Source organism: Aestuariirhabdus litorea (genome assembly GCF_003864255.1).
Classification (GTDB): domain Bacteria; phylum Pseudomonadota; class Gammaproteobacteria; order Pseudomonadales; family Aestuariirhabdaceae; genus Aestuariirhabdus; species Aestuariirhabdus litorea.
Genome location: NZ_QWEZ01000001.1, coordinates 1,930,091 through 1,956,767, shown reverse-complemented (window position 1 = coordinate 1,956,767; position 26,677 = coordinate 1,930,091). Strand labels below are relative to the sequence as shown.

Annotated in this window: 19 protein-coding genes and 1 riboswitch; of the genes, 8 read left to right on the top strand and 11 right to left on the bottom strand. The window is 63.2% G+C overall.

Annotated features, from left to right (window positions below):
- Window positions 1-37 precede the first annotated feature (37 nt).
- Window positions 38-376, bottom strand: a complete 339-nt coding sequence (locus D0544_RS09040) for a P-II family nitrogen regulator (RefSeq protein WP_125015621.1) — start codon at window positions 374-376, stop codon at window positions 38-40.
- A 194-nt stretch (window positions 377-570) separates the two neighbouring features.
- Between D0544_RS09040 and D0544_RS09035 the strand changes: the two genes are divergently transcribed.
- The 3 genes from D0544_RS09035 to D0544_RS09025 all read left to right on the top strand — a co-directional run bounded on the left by D0544_RS09035 (window position 571) and on the right by D0544_RS09025 (window position 3,426).
- Window positions 571-1,329, top strand: a complete 759-nt coding sequence (locus tag D0544_RS09035; protein WP_125015620.1) for a TIGR01621 family pseudouridine synthase — start codon at window positions 571-573, stop codon at window positions 1,327-1,329.
- Window positions 1,330-1,576: 247 nt separating this feature from the next.
- Complete coding sequence (locus tag D0544_RS09030) at window positions 1,577-2,800, top strand: OmpP1/FadL family transporter (RefSeq protein WP_125015619.1); 1,224 nt, start codon at window positions 1,577-1,579, stop codon at window positions 2,798-2,800.
- Window positions 2,801-2,880: 80 nt separating this feature from the next.
- The gene (locus D0544_RS09025) at window positions 2,881-3,426 is read left to right on the top strand and encodes a DUF2301 domain-containing membrane protein (RefSeq protein WP_125015618.1); all 546 of its coding nucleotides are present in this window, start codon (window positions 2,881-2,883) and stop codon (window positions 3,424-3,426) included.
- A gap of 164 nt (window positions 3,427-3,590) precedes the next feature.
- On the opposite strand, the gene D0544_RS09020 is transcribed toward D0544_RS09025, so the two are convergent.
- From D0544_RS09020 to thiB, 7 genes are all read right to left on the bottom strand, one after another.
- Window positions 3,591-4,343: a c-type cytochrome gene (locus D0544_RS09020; RefSeq protein WP_125015617.1), complete on the bottom strand. Its 753-nt coding sequence runs from the start codon at window positions 4,341-4,343 to the stop codon at window positions 3,591-3,593.
- Window positions 4,344-4,583: 240 nt separating this feature from the next.
- Window positions 4,584-8,066: an indolepyruvate ferredoxin oxidoreductase family protein gene (locus D0544_RS09015; RefSeq protein ID WP_125015616.1), complete on the bottom strand. Its 3,483-nt coding sequence runs from the start codon at window positions 8,064-8,066 to the stop codon at window positions 4,584-4,586.
- Between the two features lie 197 nt (window positions 8,067-8,263).
- Entirely contained in the window at window positions 8,264-9,856 is a 1,593-nt protein-coding gene (locus D0544_RS09010; RefSeq protein WP_125015615.1) for an ABC-F family ATPase, read from the bottom strand.
- A 197-nt stretch (window positions 9,857-10,053) separates the two neighbouring features.
- Window positions 10,054-11,850, bottom strand: a complete 1,797-nt coding sequence (gene recQ / locus D0544_RS09005; RefSeq protein WP_125015614.1) for a DNA helicase RecQ — start codon at window positions 11,848-11,850, stop codon at window positions 10,054-10,056.
- Window positions 11,851-11,915: 65 nt separating this feature from the next.
- On the bottom strand, window positions 11,916-12,515 hold the full coding sequence (locus D0544_RS09000; RefSeq protein ID WP_125015613.1) for an ATP-binding cassette domain-containing protein: 600 nt from the start codon (window positions 12,513-12,515) through the stop codon (window positions 11,916-11,918).
- Entirely contained in the window at window positions 12,508-14,175 is a 1,668-nt protein-coding gene (locus D0544_RS08995; protein WP_125015612.1) for an ABC transporter permease subunit, read from the bottom strand. Before D0544_RS08995 ends, D0544_RS09000 begins: the two co-directional genes overlap by 8 nt.
- A complete protein-coding gene (gene thiB / locus D0544_RS08990; RefSeq protein WP_125015611.1) occupies window positions 14,151-15,149 on the bottom strand; it encodes a thiamine ABC transporter substrate binding subunit in 999 nt (332 codons plus the stop codon). The genes D0544_RS08995 and thiB overlap by 25 nt, the downstream gene beginning before the upstream one ends.
- A gap of 46 nt (window positions 15,150-15,195) precedes the next feature.
- Window positions 15,196-15,314, bottom strand: a riboswitch (TPP riboswitch).
- Between the two features lie 33 nt (window positions 15,315-15,347).
- Here thiB and D0544_RS08985 point away from each other — a divergent pair.
- Window positions 15,348-16,208, top strand: coding sequence for a phosphotransferase (locus tag D0544_RS08985; RefSeq protein ID WP_125015610.1), 861 nt, complete (start codon window positions 15,348-15,350; stop codon window positions 16,206-16,208).
- 381 nt (window positions 16,209-16,589) lie between these two features.
- Here D0544_RS08985 and D0544_RS08980 read toward each other — a convergent pair whose 3' ends face one another.
- A complete protein-coding gene (locus tag D0544_RS08980; protein WP_125015609.1) occupies window positions 16,590-17,645 on the bottom strand; it encodes a hypothetical protein in 1,056 nt (351 codons plus the stop codon).
- Window positions 17,646-18,543: 898 nt separating this feature from the next.
- Here D0544_RS08980 and D0544_RS08975 point away from each other — a divergent pair.
- Window positions 18,544-19,350: an NYN domain-containing protein gene (locus D0544_RS08975; RefSeq protein WP_125015608.1), complete on the top strand. Its 807-nt coding sequence runs from the start codon at window positions 18,544-18,546 to the stop codon at window positions 19,348-19,350.
- 100 nt (window positions 19,351-19,450) lie between these two features.
- Here D0544_RS08975 and modF read toward each other — a convergent pair whose 3' ends face one another.
- A complete protein-coding gene (modF, locus tag D0544_RS08970) occupies window positions 19,451-20,896 on the bottom strand; it encodes a molybdate ABC transporter ATP-binding protein ModF (RefSeq protein WP_125015607.1) in 1,446 nt (481 codons plus the stop codon).
- 188 nt (window positions 20,897-21,084) lie between these two features.
- Between modF and D0544_RS08965 the strand changes: the two genes are divergently transcribed.
- Window positions 21,085-22,563 (top strand): pyridoxal phosphate-dependent decarboxylase family protein, encoded by a 1,479-nt coding sequence (locus D0544_RS08965; RefSeq protein ID WP_125015606.1) that lies wholly within the window; start codon window positions 21,085-21,087, stop codon window positions 22,561-22,563.
- A 99-nt stretch (window positions 22,564-22,662) separates the two neighbouring features.
- On the opposite strand, the gene katG is transcribed toward D0544_RS08965, so the two are convergent.
- Complete coding sequence (gene katG / locus D0544_RS08960; protein WP_125015605.1) at window positions 22,663-24,873, bottom strand: catalase/peroxidase HPI; 2,211 nt, start codon at window positions 24,871-24,873, stop codon at window positions 22,663-22,665.
- A 208-nt stretch (window positions 24,874-25,081) separates the two neighbouring features.
- Here katG and D0544_RS08955 point away from each other — a divergent pair, with 208 nt between their 5' ends.
- On the top strand, window positions 25,082-25,909 hold the full coding sequence (locus tag D0544_RS08955) for a substrate-binding periplasmic protein (protein WP_164880882.1): 828 nt from the start codon (window positions 25,082-25,084) through the stop codon (window positions 25,907-25,909).
- 81 nt (window positions 25,910-25,990) lie between these two features.
- Window positions 25,991-26,671 carry a methyltransferase domain-containing protein gene (locus tag D0544_RS08950; RefSeq protein WP_125015603.1) on the top strand — a complete coding sequence of 227 codons (681 nt, stop codon included), beginning with the start codon at window positions 25,991-25,993 and terminating at the stop codon, window positions 26,669-26,671.
- The last annotated feature ends 6 nt before the right edge of the window (window positions 26,672-26,677 follow it).

The window sequence follows — 26,677 nt, the reverse complement described above, 5'->3', positions numbered from 1 at the left end:
GACCCGCCCGCGCCGGCATTATTTTCAGGGGTACCCGCTACAGTGCTTCCGGGCCGGTTTCGCCGGTACGGATGCGTACCACCTGCTCAAGGCTGCTGACAAAGATCTTGCCGTCGCCGATCTTGCCGGTGCAGGCTGAATTTTGGATCGTTTCGATCGCCTGTTCGAGCACACTTTCGTCAACCGCGATCTGCAGCTTCACTTTGGGCAGGAAGTCGACGACATACTCGGCGCCCCGGTAGAGCTCGGTGTGGCCCTTCTGGCGACCAAATCCCTTGACCTCTTCGATGGTCATCCCGCGGATGCCGATATCGGAGAGGGCGGCGCGAACATCATCAAGCTTGAAGGGCTTGATCACGGCGGTAATCATTTTCATTCTGTGGTTCCCCAGTGTGTCTCTGCGCGCTTCAGTGCAGGGGCAGCTGCCGCCACGCAGTGGATTATGCAATCTGCGGCGGCTGCCGCAGGGACCGTTATTTTGGCGGCAGAAGCGGTAAAACTCAACCACGCCACTGGGCAAGCCCGCAGTGGCGGGGGATAATGGAGCCCCCATAGCGCCCCCCTTCTCCGATGAGCCACTCCTACCAGATCCATTATGCCCACCCCGACTTCCTTGTGATCGATAAATCCCCCGGGGTCAGCGTACACCGCGATGACGGCCCGGAAGGGCTGGTGGCCCAAATTGTCCGTGAGCAGGGGGAGGAGAAACTCTTCCTGGTGCACCGCCTCGACCGCCTCACCACGGGACTCCTGTTGCTGGCTCGCCATGCCGAAGCCGCGGCGGGCCTGGCGGATCTTTTTCGTGCGCGCCGCATCGACAAGTTCTACCTGGCGTTATCGGCCCGCAAGCCCAGCCGCAAGCAGGGGCTGGTGAGCGGTGACATGAGCCGGGCCCGGCGTGGCAGCTGGAAGCTGGAGAAGAGCCGCCACAAACCGGCAATCACCCAGTTTTTCAGCCACTCAGTGGGGGAGGGGCGCCGCCTGTTCCTGCTCAAACCCGCCACCGGCCGCACCCACCAGATCCGGGTGGCGATGAAGAGCCTGGGGGCACCGATACTGGGGGATGCCCGCTACAGCGACAGCAGCGAGGCAGAGGGTTGGGATCGAGGCTATCTGCACGCTTATGCCCTGCGCTTCGAGTGGCGGGGGGAGCGCCTCAGTTTTCGGCTGCCGCCCCGGCAGGGGCGGGCTTTCCTCGAAGAGGCGGTGGCTCGGCAGATCGAGCACTGGGCCGACCCCTGGGGGCTGCCCTGGCCCGTGCTTGCGCGCCCCCGGAGCACGCTCGCGAGGGAGGCCAACCCGTCAGATTCTGTTGAGCAGGACTATTGAAGGCGGCGCCGGGTGAAACGGAGGGGGGCTCACCCGTGTCCGATAGCGCACCCTCGATGGCTTGTTGAGAAACCGGCGGGTTATCTTCCCTGGGGCTGGTCGAGGCGGCTATTAAGCGGCTGCGAAACAATGGTTGAGGACTGATGCACTAGCCTCTATGGTATGGTGAATGGACGTGGCCGCTGACCCAGCCAAGTATTGACCCGCCGCCGACGGGTGGCAGCGCCCCTTCAACATTCCACGGACGATGATGAAAAAGACAACCTTGACCTGTCTCTCTTGTGTGGCCTTTAGCCTGCTCTGCGTGTCGCCGGGCGCTCAGGCGAAACGTGCCGGTTTCAGTGGGCTAACTGCATTGGCCGATGCGCCGGATACGGCGTTTTGGAATCCTGCGGGAATGACCCACTTGAATCACCAGTTGGAGCTACAGCTGGCTACGGCTTACACCCACTCCGACTTCAAAGTAGAGGAGAGCACCTTCGGCGGCGGCGATCCTGACTCGGCGCGGGACATCAATTTTATTCCCGGTCTGTATTACACGCGCCCCCTGAATGACGACTGGGTGGCCGGGTTCTCGATCAACGTGCCCTCGGGTTTTGGCAACGACTATGGGCGGCACTGGGCTGGACGTTATCTGTCCCAGGAGACGTCGCTGGTGTTCCTGTCGATGAATCCATCGCTGGCCTACCGGTGGAACGATCTTTCGCTGGCCGGTGGCCTGCAAGTGATGTACGTCGATTCGGAAAATTCGGTGCGGGTCAATAATATTGGGCCACGGGGCGATGGTCGCATCAAGCTGGAAGAGGAGGGCATCGGTGTTGGCTATTCGTTAAGCGCCCTCTATGATCTTACGACCCAAACCCGAGCAGGTCTCAGCTACCGCTCAGAAGTCAAGGTCGATCTTGATGGTACCCCCGAATTTCGGAATATCGATGACGGCTACCTGTTGCTACTCAATAGCCTGGGACTTCTGGGCGAAGAGATCGACGTCGATTTTAAAATCCCGCAGCAATTGCAGTTCGGTCTTTTTCACCAGCTTAACGACCGCATCAGCCTGACCGCTGATATTCTCTGGATCGATATGTCCGAGTTTGGAGTGACCTCGGTGTCGGCCGGTCCCGACCATGTATCGGTCAGGTCGGCCTTCAAGGATAGCTACCTCACTACGGTGGGGGTCGGTTACCAGTGGGATAACCTGACCGAGTTATCCCTGGGCATCGGCTACATGGCATCGCCGGTCGACAACGACGAGCGCACCCTTTACCTGCCGCTGGACCATGCGTTTATCCTGGGTGCCGGTGTGACCCGTACCCTCTCCGGGGGGGATATACTGGGCATCAACCTGGAGTATATCGATCTGGGTGATGCCCCGGTAGACCAGGAGAACTCCATCCTGACCGGTCGGGTCAAGGGTCGCTACAAAAACAATTACGCCACCATTGTTGATATCAACTATCGCTTCAACCTGTAGTGGCCGAAGCCGCACCCCGGTTGCAGCGGGCGCCGCTGCCTATACTTGATGCTGAAACCACTGTCCGTGGGAAAACTGCGATGGCCGACCCGAATGTTATAGCGACGCTCGATGCCTTTGATCGTACCCTGGTTAGAATCTATCGCACCGGCATCAGCCTGGCGGCGCTGTATCTGCTGTCGGCGGTTGGGCACTGGGCCGGCCAGCCTCTGGCACCCTTCAGGCAGGCCTTGCTGATGTTGGCGGCGACTCTGATGGCCAGTTCCCTGCATCTCTACGATAAGCGCATTCGCTACGCCCTGCTGATGAGCACCCTGCTGGGGCTGTTGTGGGCGGCGCTTGCTCCCCGTCTGGGGGTGCCTGCGCTACCGCTGTTGGTGGAGGGGCTGCTGTTGGTGACGCTGTCGGGGGTAGCCTTCAAGGAGAGTCACTGCTTCCGGGTGGTGGGGTTACGCTGGGTGCCCCTGTTGCTGTTGGCGATGGTGCTGGCGAGGGCCGCCGGCAGTGGGACCCTAGCGGTATCCCTGTCGCTGGTGGCCGGTGGCCTCATGGGTTACCTGGCCCTGCGCAAGTGGCAGATGCCGCTCCACTACGATATCGGTGATCGCAGCAAATACCAGAACTAAGGCGCCTGCGAACCAGTCTCAGCGGCTTCTGCAAGCGCCTGAAAAGGCCAGATTCCAGGCAAACTGTCGCTAAAGGCCGTAGCCCTTAGCAAAGGATGCAACAACGAAGCTGGCCGTTTCAGGCTCCCTGGACGACCATCCCGCTGGGCGGGGTGGGTGCCTGGCTATTCCGCCGCCAGGGTTTGGCAGTAAGCCAGCAGGTCGATCTGGTCCTGAATACTCAGCATGCCGAGCGCGACCATGGGAGAGGCCGGCTGGCCGTTACGGATCTTGTGCAGGGTTTCCCAGGGGTTGGCCTGGGCTACGGTTCCTACAAACTCCTTCTTGGGTGCCTTGTCAAAGTTGAGCAGGCGACCGTCATAGCCATGGCAGTTGGCGCAGATGTTTTGGTAGAAAGCCGCACCCTTCTGGGGGTCCCCATGGGCCTTTTTGGTGGCGCGGTCGATGTACTGGTCCATGTCGATCTGCCCGCGGCTGATAAAGAGCGCCAGCTCGCTGAGGGCGGCGGCAGGGATCAGTTGCTCGGTGAAGCCATGGGAAGGGGCCAGGATCGCCTCGATAATCGAGTCCGTAGACTTGCCGACCATATCACGTAATCCCTTGATTCCGGTGAAGTGGCTACCCTTGCTGTAGGCACCGTCTGCTCCCTTGTAATCCCATCCGTGGCACTCCTTGCAACGCCAGGTAGTAGCGCCGCTTTTCTTGCCCTCTTTGGGGTAGAGGGGATGGGTGTCGAATTGGGAAGTATCGGCATAGACCACTTTAGCCCAATTATCGTAAATCTTACCCCCCTGGGTCATTTTCCAGCTGTCGGTGCGTTCGCTTGCTTCCACCCCGTCGGCATTGGCCACTGGGATGAGCAACAGCAACGTTGCTCCCGTCAGCAGTGAGGTGATTCCTTTCCATGAACGATTCATTGTCTGCTCCTTTCCTGTATAGCGATGTTCGCTGTGACTTACTCCATGGGTGCTTGGCTGCGCAGGCAGATCACACCGAAGAGAGTATAGACACAAAACATAGGGGTATTTTCTGCGTTACCGGAAAGGACCCGGGTTTGCGCTTAGCGGGGCCGCGACCAGGGCAGAATAGACGGGCTCCTCACGAAAAAGGGGACCCGAGGGTCCCCTTGCGTGCACTGTGGCTCAGTCCCCGATGGCTCAGGCCACCGCTTTAGGGTCGTGCAGCTGCACAACCTTGGGCCCTTCGCGGAACTCCTTGAGCAGCGCCTCCTGGCTCGCCTTCACCTGCTCCAGGTTGCGATCCTTGACGTAGCCGAAGCCCTTGATCTCAAGGGGCAGCTCGGCGAGCTGGACGGCGGTGTCGAAGTTCTTCTCGCTCAGGGTGCCGAGCATCTCTTCCACCACCGACCGGAACTCCTCGATGGAGCGACGCTCCTGGCGGCGTTCGTCGGTGTAACCGAAGATATCCAGCGCGCTGCCGCGGAGCCCCTTGAGGCGGGCCAGCAGGCGGAAGGCGCCCAGCATCCAACTGCCGTACTCCCGCTTGACCGGCAGGCCGGTGTCGGGATGGCGCTTGGCGAGGAGCGGCGGAGACAGGTTGAAGCGCAGCTGGTAGTCCCCCTCGAACTCGGCCTTGATCCGCTCAAGCAGCTTGGGGTCGCTGTGCAGGCGAGCCACTTCGTACTCATCCTTGTAGGCCATCAGCTTGCTGAGGCTGCGGGCCACGGCCAGGGAGAGGCGCTCGGAGCCGGGCTTAAGGCGATTTTCGGCCTCTGCAACCCGGTCCACCAGGTCGCTGTACTGCTGCGCGTAGGCGGCGTTCTGGTAGTCGGTCAGCAGGGCGATGTCGTTGCTGCGCACCTCCCTCAAGCTTTGCGGCAGCTTGATCACCTGGGGACGCTGGATCATCGACTCAATCGCCGCCGGATCCTGGGCGGCCAGGCGCCCAAGATTGAAGGCCAGCAGGTTGAAATCGATGGCGATGCCGTTGAGCTTAACCGCCTCGATCACCCCTTCGATGGAAATTGGCAGCAGCCCCTTCTGCAGGGCGTAGCCGACCACGAACAGGTTGGCACCGATGGTGTCACCCAGCAGGGAGAGGGCCAGTCCCGAGGCGTTGATGCAATCGACCTTATCGGCCCCCGCCTTATCACGCAGGGTTTGCTGCATGCGCTGGCTATCGGGCGCGAGCCTGGGATCGATCTGGAAGGCAGCGGTCGGCGACACCTGGCTGTTACCGATCACCTGGGTCTGGTTGAGGCTGATGGTACGAGCCGCTTCGGGCGCCAGCGCGGCGGCCAGGTCGAAGGCCAGGACAAGCTGGGATTCACCAACACCGATTTTCTGCGCGTGCAGCTGGTCGGGATGGTTGGCCAGCTTCAGGTGGCTGTAGACGGCGCCATTTTTTTGCGACAGGCCGGTCATGTCGTAGATGGAGCAGGCCTTGCCCTCGATGTGGGCGGCCATCCCCAGAATCGCGCCGACGGTAATCACACCGGATCCACCGATACCGGTGATCATCACGCTGTAGCTTGTGTCGATGGGCATCGGCTTGGGCATCGGCAGGTTATCGAAACGGGAGAGATCGATCTGGGCGCCTTTGGGCTTGCGGGGTTTGCCTCCCAGTACGGTGACGAAGGAGGGGCAGAAGCCCTTGTTGCAGCTGTAGTCCTTGTTGCAGTTCGACTGGTCGATACGGCGCTTGGTGCCGCGATCGGTGGGCAGCGGCTGCAGGCTGACGCAGGTGGACTGCACGGAGCAGTCGGCGCAGCCCTCGCACACATCGGGGTTGATGAACAGGCGCTTGCTGGGATCAGGCATCAGGCCGCGCTTGCGCCGACGGCGCTTCTCGGCGGCGCAGGTCTGCTCGTAGAGCAGGACGGTGCAGCCCTCGATCTCCCGCAGCATCTTTTGCACATGGTCCAGGCGGTCGCGGTGGAACACCTCGACGCCGGGGGCCAGGCTGGGATTGTTGCGCCACTGGTCCGGGTTGTCGCTGACCAATACGCAGCGCTTGATCCCTTCGTGGACCACCTGGTGGGAGATCTCGCCCACGGAGATGGGGCCGTCCACCGGCTGGCCACCGGTCATGGCGACGGCGTCGTTGTAGAGGATTTTATAGGTGATGTTGGCACCGGAGGCGACGGCCGCGCGGATGGCCACCAGGCCGGAGTGGTAATAGGTGCCATCCCCCAGGTTCTGGAAGATGTGGGGGGTCTTCGTGTATCGGGACAGGCCGGTCCACTGTACCCCTTCGGCACCCATGTGGCAGGGGGTCAGGGTGTCGGGACGGAACAGCACCGCCATCGCGTGGCAACCGATACCGGCCATCGCGGTGCTGCCCTCGGGTACACGGGTGGAGGTGTTATGGGGGCAGCCGGAGCAGAAATAGGGGGTACGCATCACCTCGGGCATGGTGGGCACAAACTCCGCCCGCGCCTGGAGATTTGCGGTCAGCGGCTTGAGGGAGTCAACCTCGGCGCCGTTGTGCATCAGGCGGGCGGCGATCACCATGGCGATCTGGGCAGGCTCGAGCTGCACATCGGAGGGCAGCAGGGTCTGGCCCTGGTCATCCTGTTTGCCGACGATACGGGGGCGTTGTTCCTGGCCGTAGAGCAGCTCCGCCGCCTGTGATTGCAGGAAGGGGCGCTTCTCCTCGATAAACAGCAGTTCCTGCTGGCCTGAGGCGAACTCGGTCAGCCCTTCGGGCTCCAGGGGCCAGATGCAACCAACCTTGTAAAGGGAGAGGCCCAGTTCGGCGGCGCGCTCACTGTCGATATTGAGCATCTGCAGTGCTTCGCGCACATCCTTGTAGGACTTACCGGCGCTGACGATACCGAGTCGACGATTGGCCGGTACCGGGAACACCTGGCGGTCGATGCCGTTGGCGCGCACGAAACGGTGCACCAGGGGCAGGCGGAAGCGTGTGACGTTGACTTCGGTGGCGATGGGCTGCACAAACGTGGCGGTGCTGAGGTTGACCGCTTCGGCCGGGACGTCGCTCTTGTCGGGCAGGTTGACCGCAAAGTTATCGATATCGATATCGATGGTGGCGGTCTGCTCGATGGTCTCGTTGACCCCCTTGAAACCGACCCACAGGCCGCAGTAGCGCGATAGCGCCCAGCCTTTGAGGCCGAATTCGATAAACTCGGCTACATCGGCCGGGTAGAGGGAGGGGATGCTGTTGGCGGCCAGGGCCTGCTCACTCTGGTGGGAGATGGAGGAGGATTTGCCCGGGTGGTCGTCGCCGTAGAGGGCCAGCACCCCGCCATAGGGGTGGGTGCCGGCGTAGTTAGCGTGCTTGAGGGCGTCGCCGGAGCGGTCGACACCGGGGCCCTTGCCGTACCAGATACCGAAGACCCCGTCGACGGTGGGGTCGGGCACGGCGTTGAGCAACTGGGTGCCCCACACGGCGGTAGCGGCCAGGTCCTCATTGACCCCCGGCTGGAAGCTGATCTGGTGGGCATCCAGCAGCTTCTGTGCGCCCCAGAGGGTGCTGTCGAAACCGCCGATGGGGGAGCCCCGGTAGCCTGAGATAAAGCCTGCGGTATTGAGGCCGGCCCGCTTGTCCAGCTCATGTTGCAACGTGGGCAGTCGCACCAGCGCCTGGTTGCCGCTGATGTAGATCCTGCCGGTGGTTTTTTTATATTTATCATCCAGTTGTACGGGGGACTGACTCATAATATCTGCTCTCAGGCTGGTGGGTCAGGGCGGTCGAACCGGTGACCCTTATCGTTATTAAAGAGTCTGAGTGTAATAGATGATAAGGGGGGGAACTGCCATCCAGATGACAATCAGGGGAACTTGGGGAAGGAGAGTGGAGAATGGGGGGCTGGGCCCCCCGAAGTCTTATTGCGGGACAGCCCGCCGGAAGGGGGTTAGACCACCCCCTGGCTGCGCAGGTAATCCTCGTAGGTGCCGTGGAAATCGACGATCCCGGTGGGGGTCAGCTCGATAATGCGGGTCGCCAGGGAGGAGACGAACTCGCGGTCGTGGCTGACGAAGATCAGGGTGCCGGCGTAATCCTCCAGTGCCTGGTTGAGGGATTCGATCGACTCCATATCCAGGTGGTTGGTGGGTTCGTCCATCAGCAGGATATTGGGGCGTTGCAGCATCATCTTGCCGAACAGCATGCGCCCCTGCTCACCACCGGAGATCACCCGTACCGATTTGCCGATCTCGTTCTGGGAGAACAACAGGCGGCCAAGGGTGCCGCGAATCACCTGCTCGTCGTCCCCCTCCTTGCCCCAGTCGGCCATCCAGTCGAACAGGGTCTTGTCGCTGTTGAAGTCGGCGGCATGGTCCTGGGCGTAGTAGCCGAGGGTGGCGTTTTCGGACCACTTGATGGTGCCGGCGCTGGGCGCCAGGTCACCCACCAGGCAGCGCAGCAGGGTGGACTTACCGATGCCGTTGGGACCGATCACCGCGATCTTCTCCCCCACCTCGACCATCAGGTTAAGGCTGGAGAAAAGCTCGGCGTCGTCGAAGGATTTGCCCATCCCCTCTACTTCGAGGGCAAGGCGGTGCAGCTTCTTCTCCTGCTCGAAGCGGATATAGGGGTTCTGGCGGCTGGAGGGCTTGACCTCGTCGAGCTGGATCTTGTCGATCTGCTTGGCGCGGGAGGTGGCCTGCTTCGACTTGGAGGCGTTGGCGGAGAAGCGGCTGACAAAGGTGCGCAGCTCGGCGATCTGCGCCTTCTTCTTGGCGTTTTCCGACAGCAGGCGCTCGCGGGCCTGGGTCGAGGCGGTCATGTACTGGTCGTAGTTGCCGGGGTAGACCCGCAGCTCGCCGTAGTCCAGGTCGGCCATGTGGGTGCAGACGCTGTTGAGGAAGTGACGGTCGTGGGAGATGATGATCATGGTGCAGTTGCGCTCGTTGAGCACCCCCTCCAACCAGCGGATGGTGTTGATATCCAGGTTGTTGGTGGGCTCGTCGAGGAGCATGATCTCGGGGTTGGAGAAGAGCACCTGCGCCAGCAGTACCCGCAGCTTCCAGCCCGGCGCCACCTTGCTCATGGGGCCGAAGTGCAGCGATTCCTCAATGCCGACGCCCAGCAGCAGTTCACCGGCGCGGGATTCGGCGGTGTAGCCGTCCATCTCGGCAAACTCGGCCTCCAACTCACCGGCACGGATACCGTCCGCCTCGGTCATCTCCGCCTTGGCGTAGATGGCATCGCGCTCCGCCTTCACCGCCCACAGCTCCTCGTGGCCCATGATCACGGTATCGATGACGCTGAACTCCTCGAACGCGAACTGGTCCTGCTTCAGCTTTCCGAGGCGCTCGTTGGGGTCCTTGGAGACGTTGCCGGAGGTGGGTTCGAGGTCGCCCCCGAGGATCTTCATAAAGGTCGACTTACCGCAACCGTTGGCGCCGATAAGGCCGTAGCGGTTGCCGTCGCCGAATTTAACAGAGACGTTTTCGAACAGCGGCTTGGCGCCAAACTGCATGGTGATATTGGCCGTAGTAAGCAATGTAGTAACCTGGATGTGAAAGCACGAGAGGGGAAGCCGCGCCGCGGCGTTGGGACGGTCCCGGGGCGGCGAGCAAAAAATAGGCGCGCATTATGCCAACTTACGCCTCCCGGGGAAAGGGGCGGGCCGCAAAGGAGGTGGGGCGAAGCGCAAAACAGCGGCGGGCAACGGGGGCTTCGGCCCCCTCCCGGCGGGCCTCAGGCGGCGAGGTGCTGTTCGATCACCCGCAGGAAGTCGGCGCTGTATTTATCCCGCTTGCGCTGGCCCACCCCGCTGATGGCGCCGAACTCACCGGCATCGCGGGGCAGCAGCAGGCACATCTCCTGCAACGTGCGGTTGCTGAAGATCACGTAGGGGGGCACCCCCTGGGCCTCCGCCAGCCCGCGGCGGCACTCTCGCAGCGCCTCCCACAGCGCCACGTCGATCCCCTCCGGCAGGGCGGTTTGGGTCTGCTGCCTGACGCTCTTTTTGAGATTGTCGCGGCGCAACTCGATGGACTGCTCCCCCCGCAGCAGGGGGCGGCAGTGGCTCTCCAGCTGCAGCGCACCGAAGCCCTCCAGGTCCACCTTTAAAAACCCCCGCGCCACCAGCTGGCGGAACACCGAGCTCCACTGGCTTTTATCGAGCTGTTTGCCGACCCCGAAAGTGGGCAGCTGGTGGTGGTCGAACTGGCGGACCTTGTCAGTCGCGTTGCCCAGCAGCAGGTCGATCAGGTGGTTGACGCCGAAGCGCTGGCCGGTGCGGTAGGCGGCGCTGAGGGCCATGCGGGCCGCTTCGGTGCCATCCCAGGTGTCCACCGGCTGCAGGCAGCTATCGCAGTTGCCGCAGGGCTCCGGCAGCGGGTCGCCAAAGTAGGCCAGCAGCGCCTGGCGGCGGCAACTGGTGATCTCGCACAGCCCCAGCATGGCGTTGAGGCGGTGCTGCTCGGTGCGTTTGAACGCCTCACTGCCCTGGGAGTTGGCCATCATCTGCCGCAGCTTGATCACATCCTGCAGGCCGTAGATCATCCAGGCATCGGCCGCCTCGCCGTCGCGGCCGGCACGGCCGGTCTCCTGGTAGTAGGCCTCGATGGTTTTCGGCAGGTCAAGGTGGGCCACGAAACGCACGTCGGGCTTGTCGATGCCCATGCCGAAGGCGATGGTGGCCACCACGATCACCCCCTCTTCTCGCAGGAAACGGGACTGGTGATGGGCACGCAACTCGGGGGTGAGCCCCGCGTGGTAGGGCAGGGCGGTGAACCCCTGCTGTTCCAGCCAGAGGGCGATCTCCTCGGTCTTGCGCCGCGACAGGCAGTAGACAATGCCGGCACTCTGGGGGTGTTCGCTCTTGAGAAAACGCAGCAGTTGCTGGCGGGCGTTGTGTTTGAGGGCGATGCGGTAGCGGATGTTGGGGCGGTCGAAGCCGGCAATGAACTGGCGTGCCTGCTGCAGCTGCAGCCGCTCGACGATCTCGGCGCGGGTGCGCTCATCGGCGGTGGCGGTGAGGGCGATGCGGGGCACCGCTGGAAACTGCTGGTGGAGCAGCGACAGCTGCAGGTAGTCGGCGCGGAAATCGTGTCCCCACTGGGAGACACAGTGGGCCTCGTCGATGGCAAACAGGGCGATTTCGGCCCGGGCCAGCAGCTGCAGGGTGCGGGGCTGCACCAGCCGCTCCGGGGCGATGTAGAGCAGGTCCAGTTCACCTGCCAGCAGGGATTGCTCCACCGCCTGCACGCTGGCGCCGTCGAGGGTCGAGTTGAGAAAGCTGGCGCGCACCCCCAGCTCCCGCATGGCGCTGACCTGGTCCTGCATCAGGGCGATCAGCGGCGAGATCACCACCCCGCAGCCGGGACGCCCCAGCGCTGGCAGCTGGTAGCAGAGGGACTTGCCGCCGCCGGTGGGCATCAGCACCAGGGCATCGCCCCCCTCGATCAGGGTCTGGACAATGGCATCCTGGGGCGGGCGGAAGGCGTCGTAGCCGAAGGTCTGCTTGAGTATCGTGAGGGCGCGGTTCATGGCGGCGCAGTATACCCCAAGCGGGTTCCCCGGGCTCCCTGTTATGGGTATCCGCCTGTCCGCGACTATTCCATGTGCCAGAGGCGGTCGGACAGGCGCTCGGCCTCCTCGGCCTGGTGGGTGACCAGCAGCAGGGTCTTGCCCAGTGCCCGGCTGCGCTCGGCGGTCCAGCGGACCGCCAGTTCGCGGGTATAGGGGTCGAGCTCGGCGAAGGGCTCATCCAGCAGCACCAGGGGTTCGGGGCGCAGCAGGGTGCGGATCAGGGCGATGCGCTGGCGCTGGCCGCCGGACAGCTCGGCGGGGCGTTTGTTGAGCTGCGCCTCCACCTCCAGCGCGATGGCCGCCTCCCGCAGGGCCTGCTCCGGGGCGGGGCCTTTGAAACCGAGGCGGAGGTTGTCCCACACCCCCAGGTGTTCAAACAGGTTATGGTCCTGGAACAGCAGGCTGACGGGGCGTGCCTCCGGCGGCAGCGGGTCGATACGTTCTCCCTGCCAGCAGATACGGCCGCTTTGTGGCGCCAGGAAGCCGGCGATGGCGCTCAACAGGCTGCTCTTGCCCACCCCGCTGCGCCCCTGGATCGCCAGAATCTGCCCGGCCTCCAGCTGCAGCTCGTAGCGCAGGGGGCGCCCGTCGCGCTCCACGACCAGTTGCTGAATCTCAAGCATGGGGAGCGTCTCCGGAGGTAGGGGGTGGGTGGGCAGAAGCGGCGGGCGGGGCCAGCGGTGCAGGGCGCTGCAGGCGGCCGATGCCCCACAGGCCGAGGGCGCACAGCAGCAGCAACAGCAGGGAGGCGAGGCTGGCCTCAGCGATGCGGTAGCTGCTGGCGTAGCCGTAGATCAGCCAGGGCAGGGTGGGCCGGGCCGGGTCGCCGAAGATGGCGAAGATCGCCACATCCCCCAGCGCCAGCACCAGCGCGAGGGCGAAACTGGCGGCCAGCACCGGGCGCATAAAGGGCCACTCCACCCGCCAGCGCGCCAGCCCCCCCAGTTTCAGCTGTGTCACTAGGGGGGCGTACTGCTGGTCAAACTGCAGCAGCCGGGGCTTGAGCTGTTGCACCGCAAAAGGCAGCACCAGCAGGGCGTTGAGCAGTGCCACCCACAGCAGCCCCCAGCGCAGCAGGCCGGGATGGGGCAGCAACAGGATAAAGAGCCCTACCGAGAGCACCATGGCCGGGGTCACCAGCTGGTGGGTGGCGAGCCACTCCAGTAGCAGGGCGCGTCCCGACTGCCCCCGGCGCCGGGCGGCGCGCAGCGGCTGCAGCACCAGGTAGGCCAGCGCCGTGGCGGCCAGCGCCGCCGCCAGCGCCAGGGCCAGGCTGAGCAGGGTGGGTAGCAGCAGCTCGCTGGCCCCGACCCGCGGCAGCCCGCGCCGCACCAGCGCCGGCAGCAGCGCCCCCAGTGGCAGTAACAGCAGCAGCCAGCTGCCGTAGTAGAGCAGCTGAAACCCCAGCCGGGCGGCGGGGGCGGGGCGCGGCAGCGGCGGGCGGGTGTCGGTGTCCGGCGACAGCCAGTGGCTGCCCCCCCGGCGCATTACCAGCAGGAACAGGCCGCCGGCGATCAGCAGCTGGGCCCAGGCCAGGGTCAGCGCTTCCGCGGGGTTGAAGTCGTATTTCAGGGCCTGGTAGATCGCCACCTCCAGGGTGGTGGACTGGGGGCCGCCCCCCAGCGCCAGCACGATGGCAAAGCTGTTGAAGCAGAGGATAAAGACCAGCCCCAGCAGCATCCACAGCCTTCCCTTGAGGGCGGGCCACTCGATCAGCCGCAGCCTCTGCCGGGGGCCGAGCTTGAGCTGGCGGGCCAGCTGCCAGCTGCTGGCGGGGATCGCCTGCAGTTGCAGGTAGAGCAGGCGCACCGCCAGCGGCAGGTTGAGCAGCAGGTGAGCCAGCACAATCCCACCCAGGCCGTAGAGGTTCCAGGCACTGCCGGTGAAATGGCTGATCAGGGGGGAGAGCAGCCCCGCGTGGCCCAGCAGCGCCACCAGGCCGGTGATCAGGATCAGGGTGGGCATCACAAAGTAGAGCAGGCAGAGCCCCAGGAAGGCGCGCCGCGCCGGCAGCCGGGGCAGGTAGTAGAGGGCACGGGCGATGGGCCAGGCGGGCAGCACCGCCAGCAGGCTGCTGAGCAGCGCCTGCCACAGTGAGAAGCGCAGGACCTGGTAAAAGTAGGGGTCTTGCAGCAGGCGCCAGTCCGGGCCGCTGGCGCTGAAGCCGATCAGCCCGGCGAAGGCCAGCAGGGTCACACCCAGTGAGCCCGCCAGCGCCAGCCCGCCTGCCAGCAGCAGGCCGGGGCGTAGCGGGGAGGCTAGCGGGAGGCGGCGCGGCGCCATTCGCGAATCCAGGCCGGGCGCTGGCGGGCGATCTCGGCGGGGCTGAAGCCGATGCGCCGGGGTTGGATCAGGTGATCGAAGGCCTCCGGCAGCGTTACCCCCTCGATCACCGGCAGCATCCAGTTGCGGGTGGCGATGATCGCCTGCGCCTCGGGGGTCAGGAGATAACGCATAAAGTCGCGGGCCAGCTCGGGCTGCTGGCTGTAACGGCTGATGGCGGCCACCTCGATCTGGGCAATATGGCCCTCGCTGAACAGCGCCGTCCGGTAGCGTTCATCCTGCTCGGTGACGCTGTGGTAGGCGGGGGAGGTGCTGTAACTCAACACATAGTCGGCATCCCCCTGCAGGAAGAGGCTGTAGGCCTCCCACCAGCCTTTGGTGACGGTCAGGGTGTGGCTGGCCAGGCGCTGCCAGGCGGCCTCGGATTGCTCGCCGTAGACCGCCTTGACCCACAGCAGCAGCCCCTGTCCCGGCGTGCTGGTGCGCGGGTCCTGGTAGATGATGCGGGCGTCGGAGTCGATCAGCTCCTTCAGGGAACGGGCAGGGCGGGTGACCGACTCGCGGTTGTAGACAAAGGCAAAGTAGCCAAAATCGTAGGGAACAAAGGCCGGGTCGTTCCATTGGAGTTCAGGCCGGAGGGGAGGCAGGCTGAGGCCGTGGGGTTGCACCAGGGCTTCACTGCGGGCGATATCGGTGAGCGCGTCATCGAGTCCCAGCATCAGGTCGGCGCGGGTATTGGCCCCCTCGATTCGCAGGCGGTTAAGCAGGCTCACCCCATCCTCGGCACTGACGAACTCGAGGGTGCAGAAACACTGCTGCTCGAAGGCCTGCTTCAGGGCCGGCCCCGGCCCCCAGTCCGATACGAAGGAGCTGTAGGTGTAGACCCGCAACTCGGCGGCGCTGGTGGGCAGCGCCAGGGTGGTGAGCAGGGGCAGGAGTAGCGCCGCCAGAAGCGGCCGGAGAGATCGTGGCATGCGGTCCTCGCTGTGGCGAGGGAGCGCGCGCAGGCCACTTAAGGCAACTACAGCGCGACCTATTCCCTCCGCCAGTGTTAACTGGATCAGGTTCTACGGGTTACACTCTCAGCCCGGTGATGCGTTGGAAAACTCCCCGCGCCCCGGACACCCCGATAAGACGTCGGACGATTCTATCCTACTCCCCCAGGAGGCGCCATGAGCGCGGCCGCGCCGCCCGAAGCCCGTGATGACCCCCGCTTGCGGCAGGTGGCGGCCTATCTGGGTGGGTCGCCCGACTGGCACCCCCTGCCCGCGGGCTCCAGCAACCGCCTCTATTGTGCCTCCTATAAAGGGCAGCCCCTGGTGCTGCGCCTCAACGCCGGCCCCGACAAGGCGGTGGGGGTATTACGGGAAGTGGAGGCCGCCGTGTTGGCGCGGCTGCAGGGCTACCCCTGGGCCCCGCAGGTGCTGCACAACCCCTGGCAACAGGGCTGGTGCCTGATGCGCGATCACGGTCAGAATCAGGGTGCGCCTGTCGGCGATCCGTCAACCGCACACAAATCCGATCTGCTGCGGGCGGTGGCCCAGTGGCAAACGTTAGATGGAATCGAAGGACTACCCGCCGAGGAGGACGCCGAGCTGCTGGCGCGCTACCGCCCCGCGCTGGGGGGCAACCCCCTGTGGGCCGAGCTCCTTAATCGCGGCGAGCGGCTGCTGACCCGGCTGCCGCCGTTGCCCCGCCTGCTGACCCACCACGACCTGCACCCCGGCAACCTCTGCGGCGCCCCCGGCAAGCTGGTAGTGCTCGACTGGGAGTACGCCGCCCGCGGCAACCCCTGGTTCGATGGCGCCGCCCTCAATCGTGAATTCAGCGTCAGCGCCGCAGAACTTCGCACCCTGCCCGCCTGGCAGGGGCTCTGCGCCGATGAGTGCGAGCGCGGCCTCACCCAGGCCCTCTGGCTCAACCAGCTGCTGGCCCTGCTGTGGTACGCCGTGCGGGGGGATGCGGAGGGGGGAGAGGCGGTGTTGATTCAGCGGGCTGAGGGGTTGCTGGATTTATCGTGGGTCGGGCTTTAGCACGACATCCGAGCAGCCCTGGGAGGGCTCTAGGAGCGCCTTCGGCGCGAGGGTTTTGCCGTGCGGCAGGGATCGTGTCGGGAGGCACCCCGACCGGTGCCTTAAGGGGGCGACCAGCGCCCCCTTAAGAATCCCCGCTGGCCCCACCAACCCGGCCTTCGGCTGCGCTTTAGGCCGTCCATGGCCTCCGCGGAAGTCGAACCTCCCGTTCATCATCCCCTCGCCCCTGCGGGCCTATTTCGATAGCAGAACCAGCTCCTTGCCGGCTTGGAGGGTGTAAGGCCATTGTGCGAATGCACGTTGGAGGGTTAACGCCAGCCATAACCGGAGGCAAAAAGCGAAGCGCAGCGTAGCTTTTTGACGTTCGTGTTTATGGTATTGTTATGTATTGCCTTCACTACGCGCCCTTATTTTCTCTAAAGTATCAACTAAATGAGGCGGATAGCTGCCCGAAAAATACTCATAAATCAGCGGATTGCTGGCGAAAAAGTGGGAGGACAATTTTGTCCACAACTCGACAGATACGCTACCGTTTAATTTAAATGACTTAATTGATTCAGGCTTAATTTTCATATCTTCTTTGACATTGTGCCTGAAATTTGAATCCCTTCTTGCCAAATATTCCTCGGGAGTATGATATTGCGTTGCCCCATCAAAATGCCTGAATTCAGATTTGTTTAGGTCATACTCAGCGTGTATGTACCGAACCGGGTGGAAAGTATCACCGTTTTTCTGAATAACGTTCTTCGGGCCTTTGAATTCTAGAGCTTGGAATGACTTGATGCTCCCTTTTGTGCTCCAACAAATGTCCAAAGCATAAGCATCTTTAAACAGGAAATCTAAATAGCTCTCATCCAGATCGGATGGTGGTCGAAGATGGCTAACACCATCTGCAATTTTAGCAATATCTTCGTTAAATGGTGCGCCGAACCAAGTATCTGCCTCCATATAGCATGAATTATCTACGTTGACCCTAACTCGGTTAAGATCAAGGCTTAAATATGCTTCTATACCCTCCATGCTTAGACCCCAAAACTCATCGATGAATCTCGGATCCCAATTGTTTACGCCATGCATTCCCCTTCGAAATACCGGACTTACCATTGCCATAAAGTTTTGAGCATAAAAATAGCCGGGATTGCAACCGTTGATTTTAAGGTATGTAGATAGCTCTCCCCAGGAGTAAAGCCCTTCTTTGTCTTGCGTTAAAGATGGCACCAACTTAGAAAGGATGTTTGGGTGTTCGCAAACAACCCCTATAGTTGGAGTAAATGTGAATGACTCAGAATCAAGAGCAACATTGATTGATTTGCAATGCTGCACAAAATCTTCAATGACTTTTTCGTACTTAGACAGCATCATTTTATTTTGCTGCTCGAGCTCCTTCCTGTAATTCTCAAGCCACTCCTCTTCCTCGCTTTTTCTCGTTTCTGCCATTGCTGCTCAGACGTTCCTTTTACACATAACATTTGTATAACGACCCGAGCACTTTTCCCCGAGCGTCTGATTGATTAGGTCTAGCGTACCCCTTTGACTTATATGAGAAAAGTACTCTTTTTCACAGAACTCGCCATGTGAAAAGCGACCCGGGCGTGTATCTCCGCTGCTTGATCTCTATATCTCCTCCGTCAGGCTTATAACGCACTGATATCGTTAGCTTTATTTAAATACGGACGTGCAAAGGGTGCACGCACTTTTCACAAAGCGAGATGGCTTCTTGAAATGCGCCTATTGCTCCGCAGTCGCTCCACAAATACAAGGTTTGCCTGCTCGCAGTCCTTACATCATTCCAGCGGCCTACTGGCCCAATAAAGAAACCCGCAGGTGACACCCCATTCACCCTCCAAGCCGGCGAGCAGTGGGGGAATGGTCCGATCAGGCCCGCTCGGCACGCCCGATAGCGGAAGCAGTGACGCGCGCAGCCGCAGGCCGGTTTGGTGGAGCCAGCGGGGATTCTTAAGGGGGCGCTGGTCGCCCCCTTAAGGCACCGGTCGGGGTGCCTCCCGACAGGATGCCTGCCGCAAGGCAAAACCCATTGCGCCGAAGGCGCTACCTTAAGAGCAAGGCGTAGATTGCGCGGGAACTCTGCCTCTGTAACAGCACCGGCCTCCGGCAAGCTTGACCCTGGGTAGCCCATCAAACGCACTCTGGCTTAACGGCGACACCGCCGCGTCATCACCGGTCGTCTATGTGGTGCGCTTTGGAATGCTGTAGAGTGTCTGTAGCGAGCGTGAAGCATTAACATCACAACCACCGGCTCCAGATTAAGGGAGTGCTCCCATTCTGGGTGGGCCAAAGGCGGGTGGGTTTTCGGGAACACAGGTAAGGAAAGGTTATGGTATCTCCAAGATTGATTGTAAAAAACGAGTCCGAGGAGCCCTCGGTTCGGCTGGCTGTTTTGATTGATGCGGATAATGCCCAGGCGGCTGTTATTGACGGCCTTTTGGCAGAGGTGGCGCGCTTTGGGGAGGCCACGGTAAAGCGAATCTATGGTGACTTTACCGCTCCCACCAGCGCTTCATGGAAGAAGGTGTTGCAGAAATACGCCATCAAGCCGGTTCAGCAGTTTGCCTACACAACGGGCAAAAACGCCACCGACAGTACCCTGATTATCGATGCGATGGACCTGCTCTATACGAGAAAGTTTGACGGCTTCTGCCTGGTCACCAGCGACAGCGATTTTACCGGGCTGGCGATGCGGCTGCGGGAAGAGGGGCTGACCGTGCTGGGGTTTGGAGAGAAGAAAACCCCCGATGCGTTCAGGAATTCATGCCATAAGTTTATTTTTACCGAAGTGCTTCGTCCGTCGGCCAAGAAGGAGTCCGATACCAGTGATCAGGGTTCAGGTCGGGAGGCTAAAACGGTAACGGACTCCAAAGGACAGGGGCAGGCGAGGGAGAAAAACAGCTTTCCCAAACAGTTCATGCTCGATGCCCTCGAGCAGTCCAGCGATGATGATGGTTGGGCTCAGTTAGGCACCTTTGGCAGCTATTTAACCAAGCTACAACCGGATTTTGATTCACGCAATTTCGGCTTTAAAAAGTTATCCGACCTGGTGAAAGCGAAGAAGGATATCTTCCTCATAGAGGAGCGCAATCAAAGCGGATCCAACATCAAGCAGCTCTATATCCACGCCAAATAGAGATAGCGGACTATTCCCTGACACCTGCCTTAAGTGCCCCGCACCCTCCAAACCGACGAGAGTTGGGGGGGGCTCCTGCGCGGTTAAAGCCAATCAGCCGCTAAGGCTGCCGATAGCTAAAGCCCCCATCCCCCCTGGGCACAAACTCCAACCGGTGGTTGATGCAATCGGGGTAATCCTCATCATGGTGGCTGACAAACAGCAGGGTGCTCTCGCCGAGCTGGCCGATCTGGTTGAGCAGCGCCAGCACCATCTGCCGGTTGATCTCGTCGAGCCCCTGGCAGGGCTCGTCGAGGATCAGCAACGGTGGGTGCTTGACCATGGCGCGGGCGATCAGCAGCATACGCTGCTCGCCGTAGGAGAGCTGGGCAATGGGGGTATTGGCGTGGTGCTCCAGGTGGATCAGCCGCAGCCACTCCCGCCCCAGCTCCCGCTGCCGGTCGGAGGGTTGGGTGTAGACTCCGATGGTGTCGAAAAAGCCGGAGATGATCATGTTGAGGGCGCTGATCGGCACCCGGTAGTTGAGCTGCAGGTTGGAGGAGACGAGGCCGATATGCTGCTTGATCTCCCAGATGCTCTCGCCGCTGCCGCGCTGGATACCGAACAGGCGCAGATCGTTGGCGTAGCTCTGGGGGTGGTCACCGCTGACCAGGCTCAGGAGGGTGGTCTTACCGCAGCCGTTGGGACCGCGTACCGCCCAGTGCTGGCCCGCATCGACCTGCCAGTCGAGACCTTCAATAATGGTTTTTTCCGCATAGCTGACACGAATGTTGTTCATCTTCACCAGCGGCTGGTCGGCCGGTGGCGGATTGACCGCCTGGGACGGGTCCCGGGGGGGCAGGGTGTCGGGCAGCTGGTGGAAACGGTGCAGGGTCTCCAACGCGCCCCCCTCCAGCAGCGCTTCGCGGGGGCCCTGGGCGAGCAACTGGCACTGGCTCACGTAGGCGAGGTGGGTCACCTCCGGCAGCAGTTCGCTGAAGCGGTTGAGCAGCAATACCACCATCACCCCTTCGCGCATCAGGCGGCTGATGAGTGTCTCGACGCTGGCGTGGGAGGCCTGGTCGAGGCCGTCGAAGGGCTCATCCAGCACCAAGAGGTCGGGCTGCTCCATCAACGCCTGGGCCAGCAGCAGCTTGCGGGTCTCACCGGTGGAGAGCAGGCGAAAGCCGCGATCAAGGATCTCGGTCATCCCCAGCAGATTGGCCAGCTCGTTGAGGCGCGCCTCGTCCCGGACCCGTTGCTGCACCAGCTCCCGCACCGGGGTGCCGGTATCGACGCGGTCGAGAAAGTCGGTGTCGTCCTTGTAGCGCTCTGCCTCCAGCAGCGCCTGCTGCTTCTCGAAGGAGACGTAGCCGACGTGGGGCGGGCGCCCGCTCACCGATCCCCGGGCGGGCTTAAGGTCACCGCTCAGCAGCTGCCCGACCAGGCTCTTGCCCGAGCCGTTGCTGCCCACCAGCGCCCACTGCTCGGTGGGGTTGAGGGTCCAGTCGTCGATGCTGAGGGCGAGGGTTTTGCTTAGGGGGTGGTGGATCTGGCTGAGTTTCATCGCGGGCGGGGTATCGGGTCGGGTGATGGATGGAGGCGCTAGTGTGCCGGTTTTTGGCCCGCTTCGGTAGTCAGGGAGGCGCGATCCCGGGGCAGGGATGCCATCAATCCTGTCGCTGCTGTGCGGCAATCCCCGGCCACCACCTATACTTCGGGGTCTGCACGAGCGGATTTTGGGAGGATCTAACCGTGGACAGAGAGCTGGCTGAAACCGGCCACCTGCAGGCGCTGTTGTCGCAGCTGGGTGCGGCGCTGGATAACTACCTCAACTTCACCCACCCCGACGCCCTGCAGTCGGGGGTCGACTGGAAGCGGCAGCTCGATAGACCGCTCCCCGAGCGCGGCGAGGGGATCGAGGCGGTCAACCGGGCGCTGATCGACACCCTGGTGGCCCACGCCTCCGCCATTCCCAATCCGGGTTTCAGCGGCTACATCACCACCGGCGGGGTGACCGCCAGTACCCTGGCCTTGACCGCCGCCTCGGTCAGCTCCCCCCAGCGTTATATGCTCACCGCCTTTAACTTTGTCGAGGAGCTCTCCCTCGAATGGCTGTCACAAATGCTGGGCATCGGCCATCTCAAGGGGGTTTACAGCAGCGGTGGTTCGGTGGCCAACCTGGTGGCGCTGGGGGGCGCTCGCCAGCAGGCCTTTGAGGGGATTGGCATCGACCCGGCCAGCGAGGGAATGACGGGCCGCGGGGGGCAACGCCCGGCGTGCCTCTACGCCAGCGACCAGTGTCACCACACCATCCAGCGGGCGGCGGGGGTGCTGGGGCTGGGGCGCCGTTCGGTGCGCATCATCCCCAGCGACGGTAGCGGGCGGATGCGGGTGGAGGCGCTGGAGCGGGCGCTGGCGGAGGACCGCGCCGAGGGGCGCCTGCCGGTGGCCATTGTCGCCAACGCTGGCACTACCAACACCGGCGCCATTGATCCGCTCAGGGCGATGGGCGAGCTGGCGCGGGCGCAGGGGGTCTGGTTCCATGTCGATGGCGCTTACGGCCTGCCGGGTATTCTCGATCCTCGCAAAAGCGTCCTCTACGATGGCCTCGAACTGGCCGACTCGGTGATTGTCGATCCCCACAAATGGCTGGGGGCCTCGGTGGGGGTGGCGGCCACCTTTGTGCGCGATCGCGACATTCTGATGCGCGCCTTTACCCAGGAGCCCGCCGATTACCTGGAGGGCAGCATGCAGCGCGATGAGCCGGAGCGTTTCGACCACTCCCTCGACAGTTTCGGCATCCCCTACTTTGACTTCGGGGTGGAGCTCAGCGCCCCCTGTCGCGGGGTGGTAGTGTGGAGCATGATCCGGGAGATCGGTGTCGAGGGCTTTCGCCAGCGCATCGTGCGCCACAACGACATGGCCCTCGAGCTGGCGGAGATCGCCCGTGCCCACCCGCAACTGGAGTTGTTGCTGGAGCCCACCCTGTCGATCTGCTGCTTCCGCTTTGTGGATGAGCGTATCGACGACCTTAACGCCTTCAACCAGATGCTGCTGCGCCAGTTGGTGAGGGAGAATCGCTTTATGCCCACCTCTACCCGGGTGGGGGAGGCGCTGGCGATCCGTCCCTGTTACATCGGCGCGCGCCACGCGCCGGAGCAGGTGGCGGGGTTAGTGGATGAAGTGGTTCGCCTGGGAAACCTGCTGCTGCAGGCGGGGGATAGCGGTTGAGGGCTGGACGTTGAGTGATTGTGAACCTGGCCCGGAGGATGGGGCCGGAATCGGCTGGCGCCGGGGAGGGCGCCAGCCGGGGTGGGTAGGTCAGGAGCCTCAGTTGAGGTCGAAGCGGTCGGCGTTCATCACCTTGCACCAGGCGGTCACGAAGTCGCGCACAAAACGCTCCTGGTTATCCGCCTGGGCGTAGACCTCGGCCAGGGCGCGTAGCTGCGAGTTGGAGCCAAACACCAGGTCGACCCGGGTAGCGCTCCATTGGGTTTCACCGCTGGCGCGGTCGCGTCCCTCGAAGCGGTTGGCCTCACCGGCCACCGTTGTCCACTCAATGCCCATATCCAGCAGGTTGACGAAAAAGTCGTTGCTGAGAGTCTCGGGCCGGTGGGTAAAGACCCCCTCCGGGGCCTGCCCGCTGTTGGCGTTAAGCACCCGCAGCCCGCCCACCAGCACCGTCATTTGCGGGGCGGTGAGGGTCAGCAGTTGCGCCCGGTCGATCAGCAGCTCCTCCGCGGGAACCGGGTAGCTCCCCTTGAGGTAGTTGCGAAAGCCGTCGGCCACCGGCTCCAGGTAGGCGAAGGATTCGACATCGGTCTGCTCCTGGGTGGCATCGGTACGGCCCGGTGTGAAGGGGACCTCTATGTCGATGCCTGCGTGTTGAGCAGCCCGCTCGATGGCCGCCGAGCCTCCCAGTACGATCAGGTCCGCCAGGGAGATCCGCTTGCCCCCTTGCTGGGACTGGTTAAATGCCTGCTGGATATCCTCCAGCACCGGCAGTACCCGCGCCAGCTGATCCGGGTTATTGACCGCCCAATCCTTCTGCGGCGCGAGGCGAATGCGCGCACCATTGGCACCTCCGCGCATGTCGGAGCCGCGGAAGCTGGAGGCGGAGGCCCAGGCGGTGGCTACCAGTTCAGAGATGGAGAGACCGCTCTCCAGCAGCTGCGCCTTGAGTCGGGCGATATCGGCGCTGTCCACCAGTGGGTGGTCGAGGGGGGGGAGCGGGTCCTGCCACAGCAAGGATTCGCCGGGTACCTCGGGGCCGAGATAGCGGGCGACGGGGCCCATATCCCGGTGGGTGAGTTTGAACCAGGCGCGGGCGAAGGCATCGGCGAACTGGTCCGGGTTGGCGTGGAAGCGCTCGGAGATGGCGCGATAGGCCGGGTCCTCCCGCAGCGCCAGGTCGGTGGTCGCCATCATGGGGGCGTGGCGCTGGCTGGGGTCATGGGCGTCGGGCACGGTGCCCTTGGCCGCGGCCTCCTTGGGGGTCCACTGCTGGGCGCCGGCGGGGCTGCGGGTCAGCTCCCATTCGTAGCCAAGGAGGGTGTCGAAGAAGCCGTTATCCCACTGGATGGGGTTGGGAGTCCAGGCCCCTTCGAGGCCGCTGGAGATGGTGTCCACCCCCTTGCCGCTGCCCTGGCTGTTGGCCCAGCCCAGCCCCTGCAGCTCGATCGGGGCGGCTTCCGGCTCGGGCCCCAACTGGGCGGCGTCACCGGCGCCGTGGGTCTTGCCAAAGGTATGGCCGCCGGCGATCAGGGCCACGGTCTCCTCGTCGTCCATCGCCATGCGTTTGAAGGTTTCACGAATATCCCGGGCCGCGGCCAAGGGGTCGGGGTTGCCGTTGGGGCCTTCGGGGTTCACGTAGATCAGCCCCATCTGCACCGCCGCCAGCGGATCCTCCAGATCCCGTTCACCGCTGTAGCGTTCGTCGGCCAGCCACTCCTTCTCGCTGCCCCAGTAGATATCCTCCTCGGGCTCCCAGGTATCGGCGCGCCCGCCGCCAAAGCCGAAGGGCTTGAGTCCCATGGATTCGAGGGCGACGTTGCCGGTGAGGATCATCAGGTCGGCCCAGGAGATGGCATTACCGTACTTCTGCTTGATCGGCCACAACAGGCGCCGAGCCTTGTCGAGGTTGACGTTGTCGGGCCAGCTGTTGAGGGGGGCGAAGCGCTGGCCGCCGCTGCCGGCGCCACCGCGACCATCGCCCGCCCGGTAGGTGCCGGCGCTGTGCCAGGCCATGCGGATAAAGAGGGGCCCGTAGTGGCCGTAGTCAGCGGGCCACCAGGGCTGGGAATCGGTCATCAGCGCCTTAAGGTCTTGTTTGAGGGCCTCGTAATCGAGACTGTTGAAGGCGTCGCGGTAGTCGAAGGCCTCCCCCAGCGGGTTGGTTTCGGCGCTGTTCTGGTGGAGTATTTTGAGGTTGAGCTGGTTGGGCCACCACTGCTGGTTGGCGGTGCCCTGATCGCCCATGGTGGTGCGTGATCCGTGCATAAAGGGGCATTGGCCCGCATTATCGCTGTTGTTCCTGCCCATGATCATCTCCTCGTCGTCTGACGGATTGGGTATGGCTTGGGTGAGCCCCCGGGGGGCTCTGCTCGTACAAACACTATAGGTGCTCGCTGCACAGGGGGTTAAATCATTCTGTGTATGGGGTTGATAGGGGCTTTCTATGGGTTGTAAGCTGCACTCGTGCAGCGGGATGGCTGCCTCTATTAATGCTTTTGTTCTGGATCAACGGACCGTGACCACGCTGTTTTCCTGCTTTTCCCCCCTATTCGGCTCCCGTACCTGTGGGCGCCTGGCCCTGTCGTTGGTGGGGTTGGCGCTGGTCCTGCTGTGGCCCCGCAACGATACCCTTGCCGATGAGATCGTACTGGCCTCTCCTGACTACTGGTGCCCCTTCAGCTGCAAGGCGGGGGAGGAAAAAGAGGGCTTTGCCGTCGATATTATTCGCGCCATTTTCAGCGCCGCCGGCCACCGGGTGCGCCTGGTGAATGAGAACTACAGTCGCGCCCTGGTTAATGTGCGCACCGGGCTCTACACCGCCACCCCCTCCACCTTCAAGGAGGAAGCCCCCGGCTTTGTGTTTCCCGAGTTGCCCGTCTCACGCAACCGCTACTGCTTCTTCGCACTCCCCGATAGCGAGTGGCGTTTCGAGGGGGAGGCGTCGTTGCGCAATCGCAAAACCGGCATTATCCGCAACTACAGCTACGGTGAGGCGCTGGACCCGCTGATCCAGGCCCACCCCCAATGGTTTGTGGTGCACAGCGGCGATAACCTCACCGAACGCATGATTCGGCGGGTCGCCCTTGGGCGCATGGACGCCTTCGTCGAGGAGGAGAACCTGGTCAGCTACAGCCTCAGCACCCAGCCGGGGTTAGCGATGAAAAATGTCGGCTGCACCCGGGAGCTTTACGCCTATATGGCGATCTCTCCCGCTAACCCCAAAGCGGCGGAGTACGCCGAGCTCTTCTCCAGCGGCCTGCGGGCGCTGCATCAGTCGGGACAGTTGCGGGAGATCCTGGCCCGTTACGGCATCGAGGAGTGGCCGCTGCCCACTGCTCCCTGATACCCTTTTGGCCGACCGCCTGGCCTGACCCCATCCCCTGAGCCTGTTCTTCTAACCTGACGACCGCCTGGAGCATTCCCCGTGCGACCCGCCCTCGATAGTCAACGTCTCCGCCGCCTCTATAACCGGATCGCCCGTCGCTACGACTGCCAGCATGCGTTGCTCACCGCCCGCTCGGACCAGCGGGGGCGGGAGCTGCTGGTGAAGCTGGCGCTGGCCCCCGGCGACCGGGTGCTCGATGCCGGTGCCGGTACCGGCTCCAGCGGCTTGCGGGCGGCCCGACGAGTGGGGGAGTCCGGCCGTGTGACCCTGCTGGACAGCAGCCCCGGCATGCTGGCGGTGGCCCGCCAGCGCATCGAGCGTGCACAGCTGCAGGGGCGGGTAGCGGTGGTGGATGGAGATATGCACCGCCTGCCCTTCGCCGATAACAGCTTCGACGCGGTGCTCTCCAGCTACAGCCTCTGTCCGCTGGCGGACCCGCTGCAGGCGGTGCGCGAGCTGTTCCGCGTGACCCGTCCCGGTGGCTGCATCGCCATTGTCCACTCCACCGAACCCCGCTCACCGCTGCTCAAATGGCTGGCCGCCCGGGTGGAGGCGTTGATCTGGCGGCTGCCGGCGCTCTCCCTGGGGTGCCGTCCGGTGGAGGTGGCCCCCCTGCTGGAGTCAATGGGCTGCAAACTGGTGTTCAGCCGCCGCATCGGCGTCCCCCTCTGGCCCTTCCTGGTACTGGTGGCGGAGCGGCCCCGAGGGGAGCAGGGGTAGGAGTCG

Bases quoted from the DNA above. Each gene is read 5' to 3' on its own strand.
- D0544_RS09040 (WP_125015621.1), bottom strand. From the start codon at position 376: ATGAAAATGATTACCGCCGTGATCAAGCCCTTCAAGCTTGATGATGTT.
- D0544_RS09035 (WP_125015620.1), top strand. From the start codon at position 571: ATGAGCCACTCCTACCAGATCCATTATGCCCACCCCGACTTCCTTGTG.
- D0544_RS09030 (WP_125015619.1), top strand. From the start codon at position 1,577: ATGATGAAAAAGACAACCTTGACCTGTCTCTCTTGTGTGGCCTTTAGC.
- D0544_RS09025 (WP_125015618.1), top strand. From the start codon at position 2,881: ATGGCCGACCCGAATGTTATAGCGACGCTCGATGCCTTTGATCGTACC.
- D0544_RS09020 (WP_125015617.1), bottom strand. From the start codon at position 4,343: ATGAATCGTTCATGGAAAGGAATCACCTCACTGCTGACGGGAGCAACG.
- D0544_RS09015 (WP_125015616.1), bottom strand. From the start codon at position 8,066: ATGAGTCAGTCCCCCGTACAACTGGATGATAAATATAAAAAAACCACC.
- recQ (WP_125015614.1), bottom strand. From the start codon at position 11,850: ATGAACCGCGCCCTCACGATACTCAAGCAGACCTTCGGCTACGACGCC.
- D0544_RS09000 (WP_125015613.1), bottom strand. From the start codon at position 12,515: ATGCTTGAGATTCAGCAACTGGTCGTGGAGCGCGACGGGCGCCCCCTG.
- D0544_RS08995 (WP_125015612.1), bottom strand. From the start codon at position 14,175: ATGGCGCCGCGCCGCCTCCCGCTAGCCTCCCCGCTACGCCCCGGCCTG.
- thiB (WP_125015611.1), bottom strand. From the start codon at position 15,149: ATGCCACGATCTCTCCGGCCGCTTCTGGCGGCGCTACTCCTGCCCCTG.
- D0544_RS08985 (WP_125015610.1), top strand. From the start codon at position 15,348: ATGAGCGCGGCCGCGCCGCCCGAAGCCCGTGATGACCCCCGCTTGCGG.
- D0544_RS08980 (WP_125015609.1), bottom strand. From the start codon at position 17,645: ATGGCAGAAACGAGAAAAAGCGAGGAAGAGGAGTGGCTTGAGAATTAC.
- D0544_RS08975 (WP_125015608.1), top strand. From the start codon at position 18,544: ATGGTATCTCCAAGATTGATTGTAAAAAACGAGTCCGAGGAGCCCTCG.
- modF (WP_125015607.1), bottom strand. From the start codon at position 20,896: ATGAAACTCAGCCAGATCCACCACCCCCTAAGCAAAACCCTCGCCCTC.
- katG (WP_125015605.1), bottom strand. From the start codon at position 24,873: ATGGGCAGGAACAACAGCGATAATGCGGGCCAATGCCCCTTTATGCAC.